General features: G+C 71.1%; 16 protein-coding genes. 4 read left to right on the forward strand and 12 right to left on the reverse strand.

Going from position 1 to position 17,973, the window contains the following annotated elements; translation table 11 throughout:
- Positions 1-54: 54 nt before the first annotated feature.
- From SPR02S_RS17865 to SPR02S_RS55885, 11 genes are all read right to left on the reverse strand, one after another.
- Positions 55-804: a spherulation-specific family 4 protein gene (locus SPR02S_RS17865; RefSeq protein WP_019058354.1), complete on the reverse strand. Its 750-nt coding sequence runs from the start codon at positions 802-804 to the stop codon at positions 55-57.
- Entirely contained in the window at positions 792-1,751 is a 960-nt protein-coding gene (locus tag SPR02S_RS17870) for an NAD-dependent epimerase/dehydratase family protein (protein WP_019058355.1), read from the reverse strand. Before SPR02S_RS17870 ends, SPR02S_RS17865 begins: the two co-directional genes overlap by 13 nt.
- A gap of 145 nt (positions 1,752-1,896) precedes the next feature.
- Positions 1,897-3,480 (reverse strand): hypothetical protein, encoded by a 1,584-nt coding sequence (locus tag SPR02S_RS17875; protein ID WP_026150648.1) that lies wholly within the window; start codon positions 3,478-3,480, stop codon positions 1,897-1,899.
- On the reverse strand, positions 3,477-5,207 hold the full coding sequence (locus tag SPR02S_RS17880; RefSeq protein ID WP_078622930.1) for a DUF3492 domain-containing protein: 1,731 nt from the start codon (positions 5,205-5,207) through the stop codon (positions 3,477-3,479). The genes SPR02S_RS17875 and SPR02S_RS17880 overlap by 4 nt, the downstream gene beginning before the upstream one ends.
- 324 nt (positions 5,208-5,531) lie before the next feature.
- The gene (locus tag SPR02S_RS17885) at positions 5,532-7,157 is read right to left on the reverse strand and encodes a dipeptide ABC transporter ATP-binding protein (protein ID WP_019058358.1); all 1,626 of its coding nucleotides are present in this window, start codon (positions 7,155-7,157) and stop codon (positions 5,532-5,534) included.
- Positions 7,154-8,152: an ABC transporter permease gene (locus SPR02S_RS17890; RefSeq protein WP_019058359.1), complete on the reverse strand. Its 999-nt coding sequence runs from the start codon at positions 8,150-8,152 to the stop codon at positions 7,154-7,156. Before SPR02S_RS17890 ends, SPR02S_RS17885 begins: the two co-directional genes overlap by 4 nt.
- On the reverse strand, positions 8,149-9,300 hold the full coding sequence (locus SPR02S_RS17895) for an ABC transporter permease (RefSeq protein ID WP_019058360.1): 1,152 nt from the start codon (positions 9,298-9,300) through the stop codon (positions 8,149-8,151). The genes SPR02S_RS17890 and SPR02S_RS17895 overlap by 4 nt, the downstream gene beginning before the upstream one ends.
- 4 nt (positions 9,301-9,304) lie before the next feature.
- Positions 9,305-11,023 (reverse strand): ABC transporter substrate-binding protein, encoded by a 1,719-nt coding sequence (locus SPR02S_RS17900; protein ID WP_019058361.1) that lies wholly within the window; start codon positions 11,021-11,023, stop codon positions 9,305-9,307.
- Positions 11,024-11,215: 192 nt separating this feature from the next.
- Positions 11,216-11,308: an Ms4533A family Cys-rich leader peptide gene (locus SPR02S_RS66150; protein WP_317773309.1), complete on the reverse strand. Its 93-nt coding sequence runs from the start codon at positions 11,306-11,308 to the stop codon at positions 11,216-11,218.
- A gap of 56 nt (positions 11,309-11,364) precedes the next feature.
- Positions 11,365-12,867, reverse strand: a complete 1,503-nt coding sequence (locus SPR02S_RS17905) for a DUF3152 domain-containing protein (RefSeq protein ID WP_086021629.1) — start codon at positions 12,865-12,867, stop codon at positions 11,365-11,367.
- Positions 12,868-13,497: 630 nt separating this feature from the next.
- Positions 13,498-14,703 (reverse strand): alpha/beta fold hydrolase, encoded by a 1,206-nt coding sequence (locus SPR02S_RS55885; RefSeq protein WP_026150651.1) that lies wholly within the window; start codon positions 14,701-14,703, stop codon positions 13,498-13,500.
- A 217-nt stretch (positions 14,704-14,920) separates the two neighbouring features.
- Between SPR02S_RS55885 and SPR02S_RS17915 the strand changes: the two genes are divergently transcribed.
- From SPR02S_RS17915 to SPR02S_RS17930, 4 genes are all read left to right on the forward strand, one after another.
- Entirely contained in the window at positions 14,921-15,103 is a 183-nt protein-coding gene (locus tag SPR02S_RS17915) for a hypothetical protein (RefSeq protein ID WP_019058365.1), read from the forward strand.
- Between the two features lie 242 nt (positions 15,104-15,345).
- A complete protein-coding gene (locus SPR02S_RS17920) occupies positions 15,346-15,990 on the forward strand; it encodes a TetR/AcrR family transcriptional regulator (RefSeq protein ID WP_019058366.1) in 645 nt (214 codons plus the stop codon).
- A 144-nt stretch (positions 15,991-16,134) separates the two neighbouring features.
- Positions 16,135-16,362 (forward strand): DUF3107 domain-containing protein, encoded by a 228-nt coding sequence (locus tag SPR02S_RS17925; protein WP_019058367.1) that lies wholly within the window; start codon positions 16,135-16,137, stop codon positions 16,360-16,362.
- Between the two features lie 191 nt (positions 16,363-16,553).
- Complete coding sequence (locus tag SPR02S_RS17930) at positions 16,554-16,823, forward strand: hypothetical protein (RefSeq protein WP_026150652.1); 270 nt, start codon at positions 16,554-16,556, stop codon at positions 16,821-16,823.
- A gap of 37 nt (positions 16,824-16,860) precedes the next feature.
- Here the strand turns inward: SPR02S_RS17930 and SPR02S_RS17935 are convergent, their stop codons facing one another.
- A complete protein-coding gene (locus SPR02S_RS17935) occupies positions 16,861-17,598 on the reverse strand; it encodes a ferritin-like fold-containing protein (RefSeq protein ID WP_020684183.1) in 738 nt (245 codons plus the stop codon).
- Positions 17,599-17,973 lie beyond the last annotated feature (375 nt).

Here is a 17,973-nt window from a genome sequence, read left to right on the forward strand (position 1 = left end):
GTTGGTCGGTCAATCACTACAGTTGTTCTCCCCGTAACACTGCCATGCCCTTCTTCATTCCGAGACACCCGTTCCGATCCGCGAGACGATCTCGTCCCAGTAGCCGGGCATGGTCTCCCACGGGTCGGTGCGGCCGCCGTGATCGGTGCGGTCGGTGAAGTAGATGGTCGAGGCGCCCTGCCAGCGGGCGATGCGCAGCGCCTCGTCGAGATGGCCGCGCGGGACGCCGTGCACGAAGTGGCAGAAGCGCTCGGGCGGGTGGTCGGCGGTCCACTCGGCCACCTGCGACCAGCGGTAGTCGCTCCACGGCCCGGAGAAGGTCACCAACTGGTCGGCGCACTCGGCGTATCCGGAGTGCGGGTGGGTGCCGTGCCCCAGGACGATGTGGGCGCCGTCACGGATCTCGCGGAGCGCGGTGACCGTGCGGCGGGCCTCGGGCAGCGAGGCCCGGTCGGTGGGACAGCGGTCCAGGAGAAAGCCGTCGACCTGGTACCAGTCGCGGTAGCGGTGTGCCTCGGAGATCAGATCGCCGAAGGTGCGGGCTCCGTGGGCGGCGTCCAGGTGGCCGAGGACCCGGACGCCGGTGTTGCGGAGCCGCCCGGCCGCCTCCAGGCAGTGCGGGTCGGGGCGGGTCCCCGGGCCGGAGGAGACGTTGAGGACGACCCAGTGCAAGGGGGTGCCGGGGCGGGTGAGGTCGCCCCACTCGGTCGGCGCGACCAGGGGGTGCGCGTAGCCGGGGATGCCAAAGCCGGTGCGGACGCCGGTGCTCGCGGTGCCCGGGGTCGCGCTGGTCAGATGCGGCATGCCGCCTCCATCCAGATGTCGGCGAGGGACTCTTCGAGGTTGATCCGGGGCCGCCAGCCGAGCCGGTCGCGGGCGGTGCGCACATCGGCCTGCTGCCAGCTCCCGCAGCCGTCCGGGTACGGGTACGCGGCCGGAGCGGCGTGGTCGGGGTCGGTGCGGGGGTGCCCGATGGCCGCCCGCAACGGGCCGGGCGGACCGTCGAGTTCGTGCAGGGCGCCGCCGTATCCGGCGACGCGGGCGAGGACGGCGGCGGCGTCGCGCAGCCGGACCGCGCGGCCCGAGCCGATGTTGATGACGCCCTGCGCGGCGGAGAGCGAGGCCGCGTGGACGGCGCGGGCCACGTCCCGTACGTCGACGAAGTCGCGTTGCGCGCCGAGGCCGCCGAGTTTGAGTTCGCCGTCGCCGGACTGCATGGCCCGGCGCATGGCCTCGGCGAGCCGACCGAGCGGGGAACCGGCGGGGGTGCCGGGTCCGGCGGGCGAGAAGACGCGCAGCACCACGGCGTCGAGACCGGAGCCCAGGACCAGTTCGGTGGCGGCGAGTTTGCTGACGCCGTACGGGCCGCCGGGGCGGGGTACGGCGTCCTCGGCCGTGGAGGAACCGGGCTGGCTGGGGCCGTACTCCGCGCCGCAGCCGATCTGCACCAGCCGGGCGCCGCAGCCGCTGCGGCGCAGGGCCTCGCAGACGGTGGCGACGGCGACGGTGTTGTGCCGGGTGAGTTCGCGGGCGCCGCCTCTGGTGGCACCGGCGCAGTTGATGACGACTCCGGGGTGGACGGCGTCCAGGAAGCGGGTGAGCGCTCCGGGGCTGCCGGTCGCGAGGTCGAAGCGGACGTCGGCGTCGTCGCCGCGGCCGAGCGCGGTGAGCTGGACGGCCGGGTCGGCGAGCAGGCGGTCGGCGACGAAGCGGCCGAGGTAGCCGTTGGCTCCGATCAGCAGGACCCTCATCGGACGGCTCCCGGGGCCGACTCTCCGGATCGGGAGGTGATCATCTGGTGTTCTCCTTCACAGGGGTGATGCGGTTGCCTCCGGCCGTGGGGCCGGGCGCCTGCGGCTGGGTGACGCGTCTGGTTGGTGCGGGTCATCGGCGTCGTCACCTCGGCTCGTTCGCCGGCGCGTGCGCGGAGGCTCTGGTCAGCGTGCGGGTGGTGTGGAACAGGAGGGTCAGGGCGGCTGCTCCGCAGGCCAGGGCGGGGATGCCGCCGGGGCCCCAGGAGTCCAGGACGGTTTCCACGGGAGTGGCCAGGAAGCCGCAGCCGGGGAGCCGGCCGATGAGGTCCAGGGACAGGGCCATCGCTTCCGTCGCCGCCGCCGCGCCGAGGGCGAGCGTCGGGGCATGAGTGAAGCCGTGGACGGTGAGGAGGCGGGCGAGCAGCAACAGGGCGCCGAGCGTGAGGGCCTGGGCGTACGCGGCGGGCTCGTCCAGGGCCGCGCCGCAGAGGGCGAGGAGGGCGGTCAGGGCGCACAGGAACAGGGCGAACGTGCCGAGCAGCAGCGGTCGTACGGAGTCGGCGAAGTCCTCCAGACCGCGGCTCGTCGCGAGCTTGCGGCCGGCGCGTACGGCGAAGTGGTGGGCGCACCAGGCCGCGGGGGCGCAGGCCAGGGTGAGGGCCAGGACCGGTGCGGTGGCCGTGGGCCAGGGTCCGCCCGCGAGGCCGGTCGGCAGACCGTCGGGGCCGCCGTCCGCCGCGGCGCGGAGCAGTCCGTCGCCGAGGAGGGCGTAGGCCAGCAGCCAGTACGTCCACAGGCGGGTGCCGGGGGGCGTGCGCCACGCGTGTGTGCCGGGCGGGTTGCTCAGCGGGCCGCGGCCGAGGGCGATGCGCACCGCGAGCGCCACGGCGAGAACGCCGACGACAGCCGCCGTCAGCCGCAGCCGACCGTCCGTGAGCCGCACCCCGATCACGGCCGCGGCGCACAGGACTCCGGGCAGGAGGGCGAGTACGGCCCAGCCTGCGCGGGGTGGCTGCGCGGCTACGGCGTCGGAGGGCGGGGCAGCCGCCTCGTCGCGGGGCACGCGTGCGTACATCTCCTCGGCGAGCGCGAACACGTCCCGGTGCCGGAAGCGGGCGGCGGTCCGATCGGTGACGCCGTGGGCCTCCAGCCCGGCGGCGATCTCCAGCGGGTCGACGGCCCGTTCGCACAGCTCGCGGTGACGGTGCATCAGCGCCTTGACCGGGTCGGCTGCGCCGCGGCGGGTGGGGGCGGGTTTGCGGTCGGTTGCGCGGGAGGTCGGCTCGGGCGCTGTACGGGGGTGTGGCTGCTCGGCGTCGCCTTCGGGGCCGGCGGCGCGTGGGCCAGGGGCGGCGGTGATCGGAGCGGTGTCGTAGGCGTCTGAGCCGGCGACCGACACGGCTTCGTCACGGTCTGCGGCGACACGGGCATCACCGGCGCCCTGGCCGACGACCGACACCGCTTCGTCACGGTCTGCGGCGACACGGGCATCACCGGCGCCCTGGCCGACGACCGACACCGCTTCGTCACGGTCAACGGCGCCCCGGACGTCACCGGCGCCCTGGCCGACAGCCGACAGCTCGCCCGGCACCTCTCCCTTCACCCTCGGCGCCTCTCCCTCCGCCCCCGGCTCCCCGCTCCCCCCGAGCCACTCCTCCGAGCGCGCGTCCCACGCCTCCGCGCTACCGGGTGTCCCAGGGCGGTCGAGTTCGCCGAGGCCGCTCATCGGGCTGCCTCCGTCGTCGGCAAGGGAGTTGTGGCGCGTACCGGCGCTCCCGTCGCCCAGGTGGGGCCGCCGCGGGCCACGACGCGGGCCATGGGGCCGGTCCAGCGGCCGGGGACGTGGGCCTCGGCGGGGGCCGCAAAGGGGAGGGGTTCGCCTGCCTCGTCGAGGACGACCCGGCGGACCGGGGCGTGCGAGACGATCTCCAGGTAAATGCCGTGAAATGCCTCGATGTTCTGCTCGACGGTGAACAGTTCGAGGGCGCGGGCGCGCGCGGCGGCGCCCAGGCGCTCACGGCGCGCGGGGTCGCGCAACAGGCTCACGCACGCTTCCGCGAGCGCCCGCGGATTACGCGGGGGCACGACGAGCCCCGTACCGCCGATGACCTCGACCACCGCGCCGACGTCCGTGGAAACGGTCGCCCGGCCGCAGAACATGGCCTCGACCAGGCTGAGCGGGAAGCCCTCGACGACACTGGAGAGGACGATCACCGTGCCGGCCGCGTACACCTCGGCGAGCGTGGGGGCTTCCGGGCCGCCGATCTCCTCGAAGGACACCGGGTTGTCGCCGACCGCGTGCACACCATCGGCCTCGTCGGGGAAGAGCTGCGCGGCCAGCGCCCGGCAGTGGCCCAAGTAGGCCTCACCCTCGATACCGGACGGCGCGCCGACGATCCGCAGGCGCGCCTTGGGCTCCTCCTTGCGGAGATCCGCGAAAGCGTGGAGCAGGGAGATCAGGTCCTTCGCGGGTTCGATACGGCCGACCCACACCAGCGTGTCCGGGTCCGCGCCGTCGGGCGCCTCGCCCACCTCCGCGAAGCGGGACGCCTCCATGCCGGGGTAGACCGTGCGCAGCTTCGTACGGTCGGCGCCGCAGCGTTCCTGCCAGCGGCGGGTGTGGCTGTTGCCGGGGGTGATCAGCGTGGCCCGCCGGTAGATCTCGGCGGCCAGCCTGCCGTGGAAGGCGGCGAGCAGGGCCCGTACGGCGGGCGGCGCGTCGGCGGAGGCCAGGTAGTGCGTCCGCAACTGCACGCCGTACTCGGTCACCAGCAGCGGTACGCCCGCGAAGTGCCGGGCGAGCAGTCCGGGCAGGGCCGCGGTGCCGCCGGCCGTCGCGTGGCAGAGGTCCACGGAGCCGAGGGCGTCGTCCTCGTACCAGTCGAGCGAGAGGGGGCGCAGGGCGCGTTCCAAGTGCGCGGCGACGGTGAGGAGTTCGGGTACGCGCGCCTCGCGTGCCGTGCGGAGTGCGCCGGGCGCACGACAGGCGCGTTCCAGCGCACGCACGGCGCTCTCGGAGCGCAGCGCGGCCACGAGTCCGCCCTCGTCGCGGGCGAGTTCCGCGAGCCCGTACAACGCGTTGGCGAAACGGTCCGCCACATCGGTGGAGGGCTCCCCCGGCTCGCCCTGCACCCCGTCCGCTACCTCCGGCGCCTGCCCGTCCCCCGCGCACAGCACGGCGGCCAGCTCCTCGAAGTTCTCAGCGAACCGCCGGCGCGCACGGCGCCCGAGCGTCACCCCGTCGTCCTCGGCGGTCCACAGCGGCGCGGTACGCACCCGGTTGACCTGGGGCGGCAGTTCGAGCCAGCCCTCGTCCTCCTGGCGCTCGCTGCGGCTGAGCGCGTAGATGTCGAACTCGTGCTGCCCGAGCCCGCGTACGAGCCGGTCGCACCAGAGTCTGGCGTCACCGCTCACATACGGATAGCCACCCTCCGTAAGCAGTCCTATGCGCACGGGCACACCCCCGATCTCCCATATGGGGAGCCGCCGTTGACCCGGCGGCTCGCAGCGGGACGAACGTATGCGGACAAGGCGGTGGCGCGACGGACGGTTGTCCATCGCGCCACCAAAAGGGGTGAACGGTCGTAACTTTCCCGTGCGGGTCGCGTTCAGTCGCGCTAAGAGATCAATCGCGCACGGAACGTCAGACCGCCGGCGTGCCGTCGCTACGGTGCCGTAGCGACGAGGCCGTCACGTCGCGGGGCGGCACCGTTTCGTCGTGAGGACGGCACCGTCCCGTCGCGAGGACAGCACCGTTTCGTCGTCGCGACGGCACCGTCACGTCGTCGCCAACTCCCGTCGCGCCGCCCGCCGCCGGGCCGCGACCTGCGGATCGAGGGCCGGTACGGCGGCCAGGAGCTGCTTCGTGTACGGGTCCTGCGGGGCGTCGTAGACCTCGTCGGCGGGGCCTTGTTCAACGATCCTCCCGCGTCGCATCACCGCGACCCGGTCGCTGACCTGGCGCACGACGGCGAGGTCGTGGGCGACGAACACGAGCGCGAGGCCGAGTTCGCGCTGGAGTTCACCGAGCAGGGCGACGACCTGGGCCTGTGTGGTGACGTCGAGCGCGGAGACCGGCTCGTCGCACACGATCACGCGCGGGTCGGCCGCGAGCGCCCGCGCGATGCCCACGCGCTGACGCTGGCCCCCGCTGAACTCGTGCGGGTAGCGGTCGTAGTGCGCCCCTTCGAGCCCCACGCGCTCCAGGAGTTCACGTACGCGCCCCCGGATGCTCTCCTCGTCGCGTTCGCCACGCGCGCGGAGCGGGTCGGCGATCGACTCGCCCACGCTGCGGCGGGGGTTGAGGGAGGAGACGGGGTCCTGGAAGACCATCTGGACGTCGGGACGGACGCCGCCGCCGGGCTTGATCTCGCCGGCCGTCGGCTTCAGGAGTCCGACCAGCATCCGGCCCAGCGTCGTCTTGCCGCTGCCGCTCTCGCCCACGATGCCGAGGGTCTCGCCCCGGTGGATGGTCAGCGAGACGTCGTCCACGGCCGCGAACGCCCGCTTCCCGCGCCCGAATTCACGCCGGAGGCCCGTCGCCTCCAGGACGACCTCCTGGGCCGCCGAGGACGCCTCGGAGGGCGCGCGCGGCACGTCCACACGCGGGACCGCGCCGAGCAGGTCCCGGGTGTACGGCTCGGTCGGCGCACCGAGGACGGTGTCCACCGGCCCGTGTTCGACGGCCCGCCCGTGCCGCATGACCAGGATCTCGTCGACGCTCTCGGCGGCGACGCCCACGTCGTGCGTGACGAGCAGCAGCCCCAGGCCGGTCTCCTCGCGCAGCGTGTGCAGCAGGTCGAGGATCTGCGCCTGGACGGTCACGTCGAGCGCGGTCGTCGGCTCGTCGGCGATCAGCAGGTCCGGCTCGCAGGCCAACGCCATCGCGATGAGGGCGCGTTGCCGCATGCCACCGCTGAACTCGTGCGGGCGCGAACGGGATCGCCGTAGCGCGTCCGGAATTCCCACCCGGTCCAGTACCTCGACGGCACGCGCGCGTGCGGCCCGACGGGACACGCGCGTGTGCACCCGGTACACCTCGGCTATCTGGTCGCCGATCGCGTAGTACGGGTCCAGGGACGACAGCGGGTCCTGGAAGACCATCGCGGCCTTGCCGCCGCGCAGCCGGTGCAGGTCCGCGTCGGACGCCTCCTGTACGTCGATGCCGGCGACGCGCACCGAGCCGCCGACGTCGGCCCCCGTGCCGCGGTGCAGCCCCAACAGGGCCGAGGCGACCGTGGACTTGCCCGAGCCGGACTCGCCGACCAGGCCCAGCGCGGCGCCCTTCTCCAGCCGGAAGGAGAGGCCGTCGACGGCCCGCAGCGACCCGAACCCGACCGTCAGGTCGGTGACTTCCACCAAGACGTCCATCGAGCCTTCCACCGAACTGTTCACCTGGCTCATGCGAGCACCACCCGTCGGTCGGCCACCGCGTACAGCACGTCCGCGACGGCGTTGGCGATGACCACGAAGAAGCCGATGACCAGGACCATGCCGACCACCACCGGAAGGTCGACGACATTGACGGCATGGACGAGTTCCTGTCCGATGCCGGGCAGCCCGAAGAGCGTCTCGGTGAGCACCGCGCCGCCGACCGCCGAGCCGACGTTGTTGGCGTTGAGCGCGATGATCGGCGCGAACGCCCCGCGCAGCGCGTGCCGCCCGATGATCGACCGTTCACCGACGCCGTACGCGCGGAAGGTGCGGATGTGGTCCTCGGCGAGCGTCTCCAGCATCGACGCCCGGGTGAGCCGGGCGAACGCGGCGGCCTCGATGAGGGCCAGCGAGAGCCAGGGCAACAGCAGGTTCCAGGCCCACTGTTCGGGGTCGTCGGTGAGGCTCACGTACTGCGGGAAGGGCAGCAGTTGGAGCTGCCCGCAGACGACGATCATCAGCACCAGGCCGATCACGAACACCGGGGTGGCGACGCCCGCGAGGGTGATGCCGGTCAGCAGGCGCTCGGTGAACCGGCCGCGCCGCCACGCCGACAGGACGCCCGTGCCGACACCGAGGATCAGCCACAGCACCATCGCGCCGAACACGAGCGACAGGCTGACCGGCAGCTTCGCCAGGATCAGCTGGGTGACCTGCTGATCGCCCTGGTACGACAGCCCGAGGCAGGGCGCCGAGCAGTGCTCCACGGAGGTGCCCGTGGAGTAGTCCTGGCCGACGAGGATGCCCTGGAGGAAATGCCAGTAGCGCAGGTACAGCGGGTCGTCGAGCCTCAACTGCTGGGCCACCTGGTGCACTTGCTCCGGGGAGCAGCGCGGGCCGCAGGTGATCTGGGCGACGTTCCCTGGGGTGACGAAGAAGACCACGTAGACGATCACCGAGATGGCGAACAGGGTGATCACGGTGCCGATGCCTCGGCGCAGGACGAAGCCTCCGAAGCCGCTCATGCCGGGTCCTCCTTCTCGCCGTTGGCGTCCTTCACGCCGTTGGCGTCGGCCGACTTGATCGTCTTGATGCTCGGATCAAGTGTTGACCGGCCGGAATCGGCGTCCGCTGCGAAGTTCTTGCCGCTCGCGTCCACCGCGACCTTCTTGCCGCTCGCGTCCGCCTTCGCCTCGCGCTTGCGGCCCGTGCCGATGCGCAGGCGGGAGGCCGCGCGCGGGTCGAGGGCCGTGCGGATGCCGTCGCCCAGGACGGTCAGCGCCAGAACGGTGACGAAGAGGGCGCCGGCGGGCAGCAGCAGGTACTGCGGGGCGGCCTGGTACCAGACGTCGGCGGCGGTGAGCATCTGTCCCCAGGAGGGCGTCGGGGGCTTCACGCCGACGCCGAGGAAGGACAGCGCTGCTTCGGTACTGATGTTGATCGGTACGAGGAGTGCCGCGTAGGTGATGACGGGCGCGGCGAGCCCGGGCAGCAGTTCGCGGCGGGCGATGCGCCAGGTGCCCCAGCCGCTGAGCCGGGCCGCGGAGACGTAATCGAGTTCCTTCAGGGTGAGCGTCTGGGCGCGCACGATCTTCGCGATATTGCCCCAGGCGATGAGCCCGATGACGAGCGCGACGAGCAGAGGGCGCGGGAAGCTGCTGGGCACGATCGCCAGCAGCGCCAACGACATGATCATCAACGGCATCGCCACGATGATGTCGGTGATCCGGCTCAACAGTTGATCAACCCATCGGCTGCCGAGCGCGGCGGCGACACCGATCACGACCCCGATGGTGACCTGCACGACGGTCGCCCCCAGCGCGACGCCGAGCGAGACCCGGGCGCCGTACGCGAGCCGGGCGAACAGGTCACGCCCTGTCTGCGGTTCGACGCCGAGCCAGTGGCCGCCGGTGATGCCCCCGAAGGAGCCGGTCGGCACGCCCCCGCGCGCGGAGTCGATCAGCGAGGGGTGGTAGGTGAAGGGGTCCTGGCCCTCGATCGCGGTGAGCAGCGGCGCGGCGAGCGCGACCAGGACGAGCAGGGCGACGACGACCGCCGCGACGAGGGCGGCGCGCTGCGCGCGCAGCCGCCGCCAGAACTGACGGGCCCCCGAGCCCGCCGGGACGGAGATGTCCGTCCCGGCGGCCTGGGAGGCGACAAGTGCCTCACTCATGGGGTTACTTGACCGCGACCTGGGAGATGTCCAGGACGCCGGTCCAGTCGCTGATCACGACGTTCTTGATGTCCTTGCCGACCAGTCGCTTGTAGACGGGGTGGAACAGCGGCACGGTCAGGGCCTGCTCGCCGATCTCCTTGTCCAGTGCACCCCAGCGCTTGGCGGCCTCGTCAAGATTCGTCAACTTGTTGATCGAATCAATCTCGGCATTGACCGACTTGTCATTGAGCAGGCCGGTGTTGAAGTTCGCGCCGTCCTTGACGATCTGGCGGCCGTCGAAGATCGGGGCGAGGAAGGGACCGCCGGAGGGCCAGTCGGCACCCCAGTGGGCGAGGAAGAAGCCCGGCTCGGTCTTGACGCTGTGGATCTTGTCCTTGTAGTCGTTGATCTCCAGGCCCTGCAGCTTGACGGTGATGCCGGCCTTCTTGAGCGCGTCCTGGATCGCGGTCGCGATCTCGGGGCTGGTCTCGAAGTCCTTGTCGTTGGAGTGCGTCAGCGTGACCGTGATCCCCTTCGGGTAACCGGCCTCCTTGAGCAGCTCCTTGGCCTTCGCCGCGTTGCCGGACGCGCCCGCCGGGAACAGGTCGTAGGGGTCGTAGCCGAAGGACTTCTGGTTCGGCAGGAAGGTGGTCGCGGCCTCGGCCAGCGACGAACCGCCCGCCGCGTTCACCACCGACGAACGGTCGATGGCGTACGAGATCGCCTGCCGCACCTTGACGTTGTTGAACGGCGCGACCGTCGGGTTGAACGCGATGTAGTTCGTGTAACCGAAGTGCCCGGTGCCGACCCGCGCGGCCAGCTCCTTGTCACCGGAAACCTTGGCGAGTTCGGCGGGCCCGAGGTTGGTGTCCGTCGTCACGGCAGCGGCGTCCGCGCCTTGGGACGACGACAACCGCTGGTTGATCACGGACGAGTCGAGCCCCGACTTCACGTCGATCTTGTCCGGGTAGGCCTTGCGCTCCGCGTCCGTGGCCGTGGACCAGTACGTGTTGCGCTCCAGGACGATCGTCTCACCGTCGTTCTGGTTGCTGACGACCTTGTAGGGCCCCGACGAGATCGGGTGCTGCTCGTACTTCGTCCCCGTGTCCTTCGCCTTCGGGACGGGTGTGAACTGCGTCTGCGTGGCGAGATACGGGAACTCGCCCTCGGGCTTGTTCAGATGAAAGACGATGGTCCGGCTGTCAGGAGTCTCGATCGCGCTGAGCCCCTTCTTGTCCTTGTACGGCCCCTGGTAGTCGGCCGCGCCGACCAGCCAGTCCCTCAAGTAGGGCGCACCGCCGGAGAGTTCGGCGGCGAAGGAGCGCTCGATGCCGTACTTGATGTCGGCCGAGGTGATCGCCGTACCGTCCTCGTACTTGAGGCCCTTCTTCAGGGTGTACGTCCACACGGTCGCGTCCTTGTTCGGGCGCCCGGTGTCGGTGGCAAGGTCCGGGACGACCTTCGCGCCGGCCGCGCCGTTCTCGCGGTTGCGAGTGGTAAGGGTGCGGAAGACGAGGGACGGGACGTTGCCGCCGCCGGAGGTGTACAGGCGGGCCGGGTCGAAGTCCTCCTGGGGCTGCGAGTTCAGCACCGTGAGCGTGCCGCCCTTGTGGGGCGTGGAGTCGCCACCGGAGCCCTTGGCATCGTTGTCCTTCGGCCCGCAGGCGGCGGCGCCCGCTGCCACGGCCAGGCTGACGGATGCCACGGCCACGCGCCGGGCTATGATGGACGGTTGACGCATCGGAATGACGACCTCTCGGGGTGGTTTCTCGGGAACTCTCCGGGAGTTCTCGAATAGTGAGACGGATGGACGAGGGATGAGACGGAAGCGAACAGCCGTCCGCCCCGGCGTCAGGTCGTCGAAAAACCCTGCCAAGGTCCTACGGCAAGGGCATGGTGGTGCGGGTCGCGACACAAACGCCAGAGGCGGTGTTCAGCGACAGAGAATGTCGGCCACGCAGAGCGGGGTCACGCCGATGAGCGCCAGCTCGATGGCGGCGCGGTTCGGGACATGACTAGACCACATGCGCAAAAATATGATGGAAGTTGCGGCTCGTGTCAATGTGACATAAGCGTCGCCCGTCAACTGCCCGGGTACGGCCAGGGGTTCGCCAGGCAGTGGATCCCGTCATGGTCGAGGAACTTGGTCTGCTGCTGCATGACCGGCGCCAACTCGCCGTCCTTGTCGCAGGTGACGTGCCCGTAGCCGAGACGATGACCGACCTCATGGTTGATCAACATCTGTCGATACGCGTACATCTTGTCCCCATATGTTGACGACCCCTGCGCCCATCGATACGCGTTGATCATCACGCGTTCGGTGGCCGCCGAGTCGCACGACACATTGTCCTCGGTGGTGTCGAGCCCCGACTTGGCACACCACGTGGCGGTGGTACCAGGACTGGCAAGGGTGATCACGAAGTCCGGTTTGCCCGTGTAGATCCGCTCGAAGGTACGGGCGCCGTTGTGGGCCCAACTCCGCTTGTCGTTCAGCGTCTTCTGCACGGCCTGCGCGAAGAGCGTGCCGTCGAGCCCGAGCCCCTGCTCCACATCCACGCGGTACGTGTACTTGCGCCCCTTGCCGGGCGCCTTGTCGACACCGGGCACCGCGTCGAACTTGTCCGGCCCCTTGAGCTTGGCGCCGAGCGGATACTTCTTGGCCATCTTCTGGGCGTACGTCAAAGCCACCAGGCGCGGCGAACTGGACGGGCTTGCCTGCGGCGAGGCCGTCTCTCTGGCATCCCGGGCCCGATCGGTCGCCGCCTGGGACCGCGCACCGTCGCCGTCACCGTCCTTGGCGACCTGCCCGGCGACGATGACGGCCAGCACGGTGGTGACGGCGGCAGCCGCGATACCGGTGTACGTCCGTCCCTTACGCCCCTTGCCGGGCGCGGGGTCGGTGCCGCTGTCGGCAGGGGGCGCGTCGTCGGCGTCGGCGTCGGCGCCGGTGTCGCTCTCGGGGGTCCAGTCGGTGACGGAGCCGTACGGGTCGGAGGGGTGCGTCGCGACACCGGTCCGAGGCGCGAAGACGTCGTCGCCGTCCGCTTCGAAAGCGTCTACGTAGTCCTGCCGGGGCCCACGACCGGCCTGCCCCCGCCGCCGGGGACCGACTGGAGGAGCCTGGCGCTGCCGCGGTATGGGAAGCCCCGGCCCCGGCCCGGAGGGCATACCGGCGACGGGGGTCTGGGGCACGCCGGGGGCGCCGGGGATACCGGACGCGCTCCGCGGGTCCAGAGAAGCGCCGAGCGACCCGCACGGTCCCACACCGGTCCGCCCCCTCAACTCACCCCAACCGCCCCCGGATTCAGACTGCTCGGGGTGACCGGAACGAGCGCGGGGCGTGCCGTGGGCGGGAGTTCCGTCGGGCAACCGGGGAACACCGCGCGCGGGAGTGCCATCGGGCAGCCTCGGAAACCCGTGGGCCGGGGTGCCGTCGGGGAAGCGGGGGATGCCCTGCGCGGAGGTTCCATCCTGCACGCGCGGACCACCACGAGCCGGAGTGCCATCCGGAAGCCTCGGAAACCCATGGGCCGGAGTGCCATCGGAGAAGCGAGCAGTGCCCTGCGCGGAGGTTCCATCCTGCACGCGCGGACCACCACGAACCGGAGTGCCATCCGGAAGCCGGGGAGCGCCGTGAGCCGGAGTACCGTCAGCGGAACGCGGCGCACCCTGCGCGGACCAGCCGTCCGGCAAAGGCGGGACCCCGCGCGCGGGAGCGCCATCAGGGAGACGCGGGCCTCCAGGCAGACGCGAGTCTCCTACCTCAGGACTACCGCCGAAGAAACGCGGCGACCCGTGAGCCGGGGTCCCATCGGGAAGACGCGGCCCCCTTTGACCAGGCGCCGCCCCCTGGGCTCGCGGAACTGCCCGCGCAGCCGACCCATCGACCAAGCCCGGCACCCCACGCGCCGGCGTCCCGTCCGGAAGGCTCGACGCCCCATACCCCGGGTACCCGCCCCCCGAAGGCTGCTGTCGGGCAGGTACCGGTATCGGTCCAGGTGCTGATCCAGGCCCTCCAGGCCGAGGCCGGTCCCCCTGCCCCCTTTGAGTCCCTTGAGTCCCCTGAGACCCCAGATCGCCTCGCGTCTCCTGAGGTTCCCGGGAGTCCTGAGCGCCCGGCGCGCCCCGCGCACCCTTGCCCGCCCCTGTGCCTACATCCGCGGAGTCACCCTTCGCAGAGGACCTACGGCGACTATGGCGTCCCACGTCGCCCCCTCAACTCCCCGCGTTCGTATCGTCGTTGCCATCGCCCCCGGCACCGGATCCGGACCCCGCGCCCGCTCCCGCACCGTCGGCATCACTCACCGTACTCACCGAACCGCCGCCCCGGGACCCCCGCGCACCGCCCACGCCACCTCGGCCGAAACCGTCCGCCTCAACCGCACGACGTCCCCGCACGGCACCGGCATCCCCGGAGCCACCGGCACCGGCTCCCGCCGCCTCTCCGGGCTGCCCCAGTTCCCCCAACTCCCCCGCATCCGCGAGAAGTTCACGGACCGCCGCCGCCACCGTCTCCGGGTACTCCATCATCGCGACATGCCCCGCGTCCGGCAGGGACAGCAGGCGGGAGTCGCGGAAGGCGCGGGCCGCGCGCTGGGCCATGCGGTAGCCGACCAGTTGGTCGCGGCCGCCGTAGACGAGGAGGGTGGGGGCGAGGACGCGTTCGGCCTGGCGCCAGAGGCCGTGTTGGCCGCCCAGGGTGTACGCGTTGACGATGCCCCGGGAGGAACGGGTCATCACGTCCCAGAAGTACGGCAGTTGGAGTCGTCGCTCCAACTCCTCGACCGCGTGGCGGAACGCCTCCGGCGTCACCATGCCGGGATCGCCGTAGCAGAGACCCAGGACGCCGCGGACGCGCTGTTCGGCCGTCCAGTCCCTGCTGATGCGGGTGAACAGGGACGCGATCCCCGGTACGCCCAGCAACGCCGTCGGTACCGCCGAGCGCTGGACGCGGAGCTCCGGCAGGGCCGGGGAGATCAGCGTGAGTGTGCGGACGAGGTCCGGGCGGACCGCGGCCACGCGGGTCGTGATCGCGCCGCCGAGCGAGTTGCCGAAGAGGTGCACCGGGCCGCGCCCGGCCGCGTCGAGGTAACGGATGACCGCGCGCGCGTGCCCGGTGACGGAGTAGTCGCCGTCGTCCGGTGGCGGGGAGTCGCCGAAGCCCGGCAGATCCAGGGCCTCGCTGTCCACCAGGCCGTCGAGCTCGGCCATGAGCTGCGACCAGTTCTGCGAGGAACCGCCCAGCCCGTGGACGTACAGCGCGGGCGGCAACCCTTCGCGCACCGCCGCTCTCGACCGCACCGTCAGCGTGATCCCCGGCAGCCCGACCGACCTGAGCCGCTCCCCCTCGCCGACCCTGACGGGCGCCACTTTGGGGAGCACACTGGCGGCCGACACGGAAGGCAGCTCTGTCGAAGACATGCGGCAATGTTACGAGACGATCACGCAGTAGCTCGTGTGTTCGCCGTCACAAGCCCCACGACACCCCTCGCGCGCGCCACGACACTCCTCGCACGTCCTACGACCCCCTCGCACGTCCTACGACACCCCTCGCGCGCCCTACGGCAAGCCCTACCGCGTCAGCCATGGCACCCCTGCCCGACGTCTCCTAGGCTCGTACACAGGAAGGGAGCCCGCCATGACCGTCGACCCAAGCGATCCCACGACGTTCGAGGACGAGAGCGACATCCCGTTCGACACCGAAGCCCCCGAGGACGACGCTCCCGAACAACCGACCGACGTCGACCCGAGCAAGGCCAACGAGGCCGACGTGGCGGAACAGGCCCGCGTCGTCCCCCTCGACGAAGACGACTACCGGTGACAGAACAACTACCGGTGATCTCGACCGGCCTCTTCAGTAGGCGGACCGGGCCCCTTCAGTAAGAAGAAGCCACTTACCTCCGACCACCCGCGCCCCCTACATCCCCTTCTAAGCGCATTCGCACGGCTTTCACCATCGTCCGGTACGTGAAATTCTGCGCTCGCACCGCGCACACCACGGTTACCGAAAAGTACGATGGCGGCGCGGCGCTCACCGCATGAGGACGACATTTGGGAGGCGGCGTGACAGCCATCGAGCAGACAGAGGCGGCGCGCCCGCGGGGCACCCGCCTGCCGCGCCGTGCCCGACGGAACCAGTTGCTGGGCGCTGCCCAGGAGGTCTTCGTCGCACAGGGTTACCACGCGGCCGCGATGGACGACATCGCCGAGCGGGCCGGCGTCAGCAAGCCGGTGCTCTACCAGCACTTCCCGGGCAAGCTCGACCTCTACCTCGCCCTCCTCGACCAGCACTGCGAGTCGCTGATCCAGTCGGTACGGACCGCGCTCGCGTCGACGTCGGACAACAAGCAGCGCGTCCGGGCGACCATGGACGCGTATTTCGCCTACGTAGAGGACGACGGCGGCGCCTTCCGTCTGGTCTTCGAGTCGGACCTGACGAACGAGCCCGCCGTGCGCGAGCGCGTCGACAAGGTGACGAACGAGTGCGCCGAGGCGATCTGCGAAGTCATCGCCGAGGACACCGGCCTGTCGCGGGCCGAGTCGATGCTGCTGGCCTCGGGTCTGGGCGGCCTCGCCCAGGTCGTCGCCCGCTCCTGGCTGCACAGCGACCGCAGCGTCCCGCGCGACCAGGCGGTCCAGCTGCTGGCCTCGCTGGCGTGGCGCGGCATCGCCGGTTTCCCGCTGCACGGCAGCGAACAGCACCACTGAGCGCCGTAGAACGGCGTTTGTTCCCGAAGGGTGTTCGCTCGTGGCGTTCTCGGCGCGGAACATGTACGTCCCCTCACCGGGCTAATGTGTGCTGGGTACAGCGCGGAAGATCGCGCACTTTGCTGACCGTCGGAGGGACATAGCGTGGAGGTCAAGATCGGCGTGCTGCACACGCCTCGCGAGATCGTTCTGGAGACCGGTCAGAGCGCCGAGGCGGTCGAGCAGGCCGTGGCCGAGGCACTGACCGGGAAGGCTCCGCTGCTGAGCCTGGTGGACGAGCACGGCCGCAAGGTCCTCGTCCCCGCCGACCGGCTCGCCTATGTCGAGCTCGGCGAGGCGGCCCCGCGCAAGGTGGGCTTCGGCGCGCTGTAGTCACAAACGGAACGAGGGGCCCGGCGACCGTGCAGGTCGCCGGGCCCCTCGCGTTCCCACCGCTGGTTTCATCATTTTTTTCGCCACAGATGGAGCACAAGTCCCCCACAGGTGAGGATTGCATTCCGCAGGTCACGGGTATGACCGGCTACGACCGCACAACGCCGTCGGCCGTGGGAAGGACCCCCGTGATGATCCTGGAAGCGCTCGGCTCCGCTGTGCTGGGTGTGCTGCTCGCGTGGGCGGCCACACACCGGCTCGCACACCGTCTGCCGACCCGCCCCCTGGTGTTCTCCACGGGTGTCGCCGGAGCCCTTTTCGGTGACTTCGTCACCCACAGCGCGCTCGGCCCCGGCAGCGGCCTGCCGAGCCTGCTCGGCGCGGCGGTCGTCTCGGCGGCCTCGCTCTCGCTGCTCCTTCGACCGGCGAGGCGGCTCCGGGGACGATCCGCCCCCGCATAGCCGTACCGGCCGCACGCCCCCGAAGCCGTAGCCGTGTCTAGGCGGCGAGCCCCAGGGCCGCCATCCGCTTGGTGTGCGCCTCGGTGATCCGGGAGAACATCCGGCCGACCTCGGCGAGGTCGAAGCCGTCCGCCACGCCACCCACGAGCATCGTCGACAGCGCGTCCCGATCGGCGACCACCCGCTGGGACTGCGACAGCGCCTCACCCATCAACCGCCGTGCCCACAGGGCGAGTCGGCCCCCCACGCGCGGGTCCGCGTCGATCGCCGCGCGCACCTTCTCCACGGCGAAACTGGCGTGCCCGGTGTCGTCGAGCACCCCGAGCACGAGTGAGCGGGAGTCCCCGTCGAGGCGGGCGGCGACCTCACGGTAGAAGTCGCTGGCGATCGAGTCGCCGACGTACGCCTTGACGAGCCCTTCCAGCCAGTCCGAGGGCGCCGTCTGCTTGTGGAAGCCGTCGAGCGCGGCGACGAACGGCTGCATCGCGTCGGTCGGCTCGGCGCCGATCTCCGTGAGCCGGTCCCTGAGCTGCTCGAAGTGGTGGAACTCGGCCGACGCCATCTTCGCCAGCTCCGCCTTGTCCGCGAGCGTCGGCGCCAGCTTGGCGTCCTCCGCGAGGCGTTCGAACGCCGCCAGCTCGCCGTACGCGAGCGCGCCCAACAGGTCCACGACCGCGTTGCGGTACTGCGGGTCGGCGGAGGCCGTGGCCCAGTCCTGGGCGGCGACTCCGGTGGGTTCGGCGGGCGCGTCGGAGGCGTTGTCAGCGGTCGTCATGAAGCGCACAATAGCCCGCTCACAGCACGGCTGAAGTCCCTGGTCAATCAGTGTGACGACGACTACGTGACCAAATCGGCCAACGCATGTGCGCGATTCCGGGGTATGGTGGTAATGCGCCCGCCGAGTATTCGCCGGGCCGCACGAATGAGGATGCCCGGTCGGTGGCCCGATCGGCTCCGACCCGACAGCCCTCCTCGCCCGTACGGCATGTTGCGTACGTCGTTCGGAGGGGGACCCTCAGCGGTTCGAGCGCTAGAGCGTCGGCAGTGGTCCCGTGCTTCACGGCTTGCCCTCACGGGTTGTCCGTAAGGCAGCCGACGTCCCCCGGCACGGTCCTGACACGACCCCCGCGCTCGCCTCGCACCGCGCACA

Origin of the sequence: Streptomyces prunicolor NBRC 13075 (genome assembly GCF_000367365.1) — a bacterium.
GTDB classification, from domain to species: domain Bacteria; phylum Actinomycetota; class Actinomycetes; order Streptomycetales; family Streptomycetaceae; genus Streptomyces; species Streptomyces prunicolor.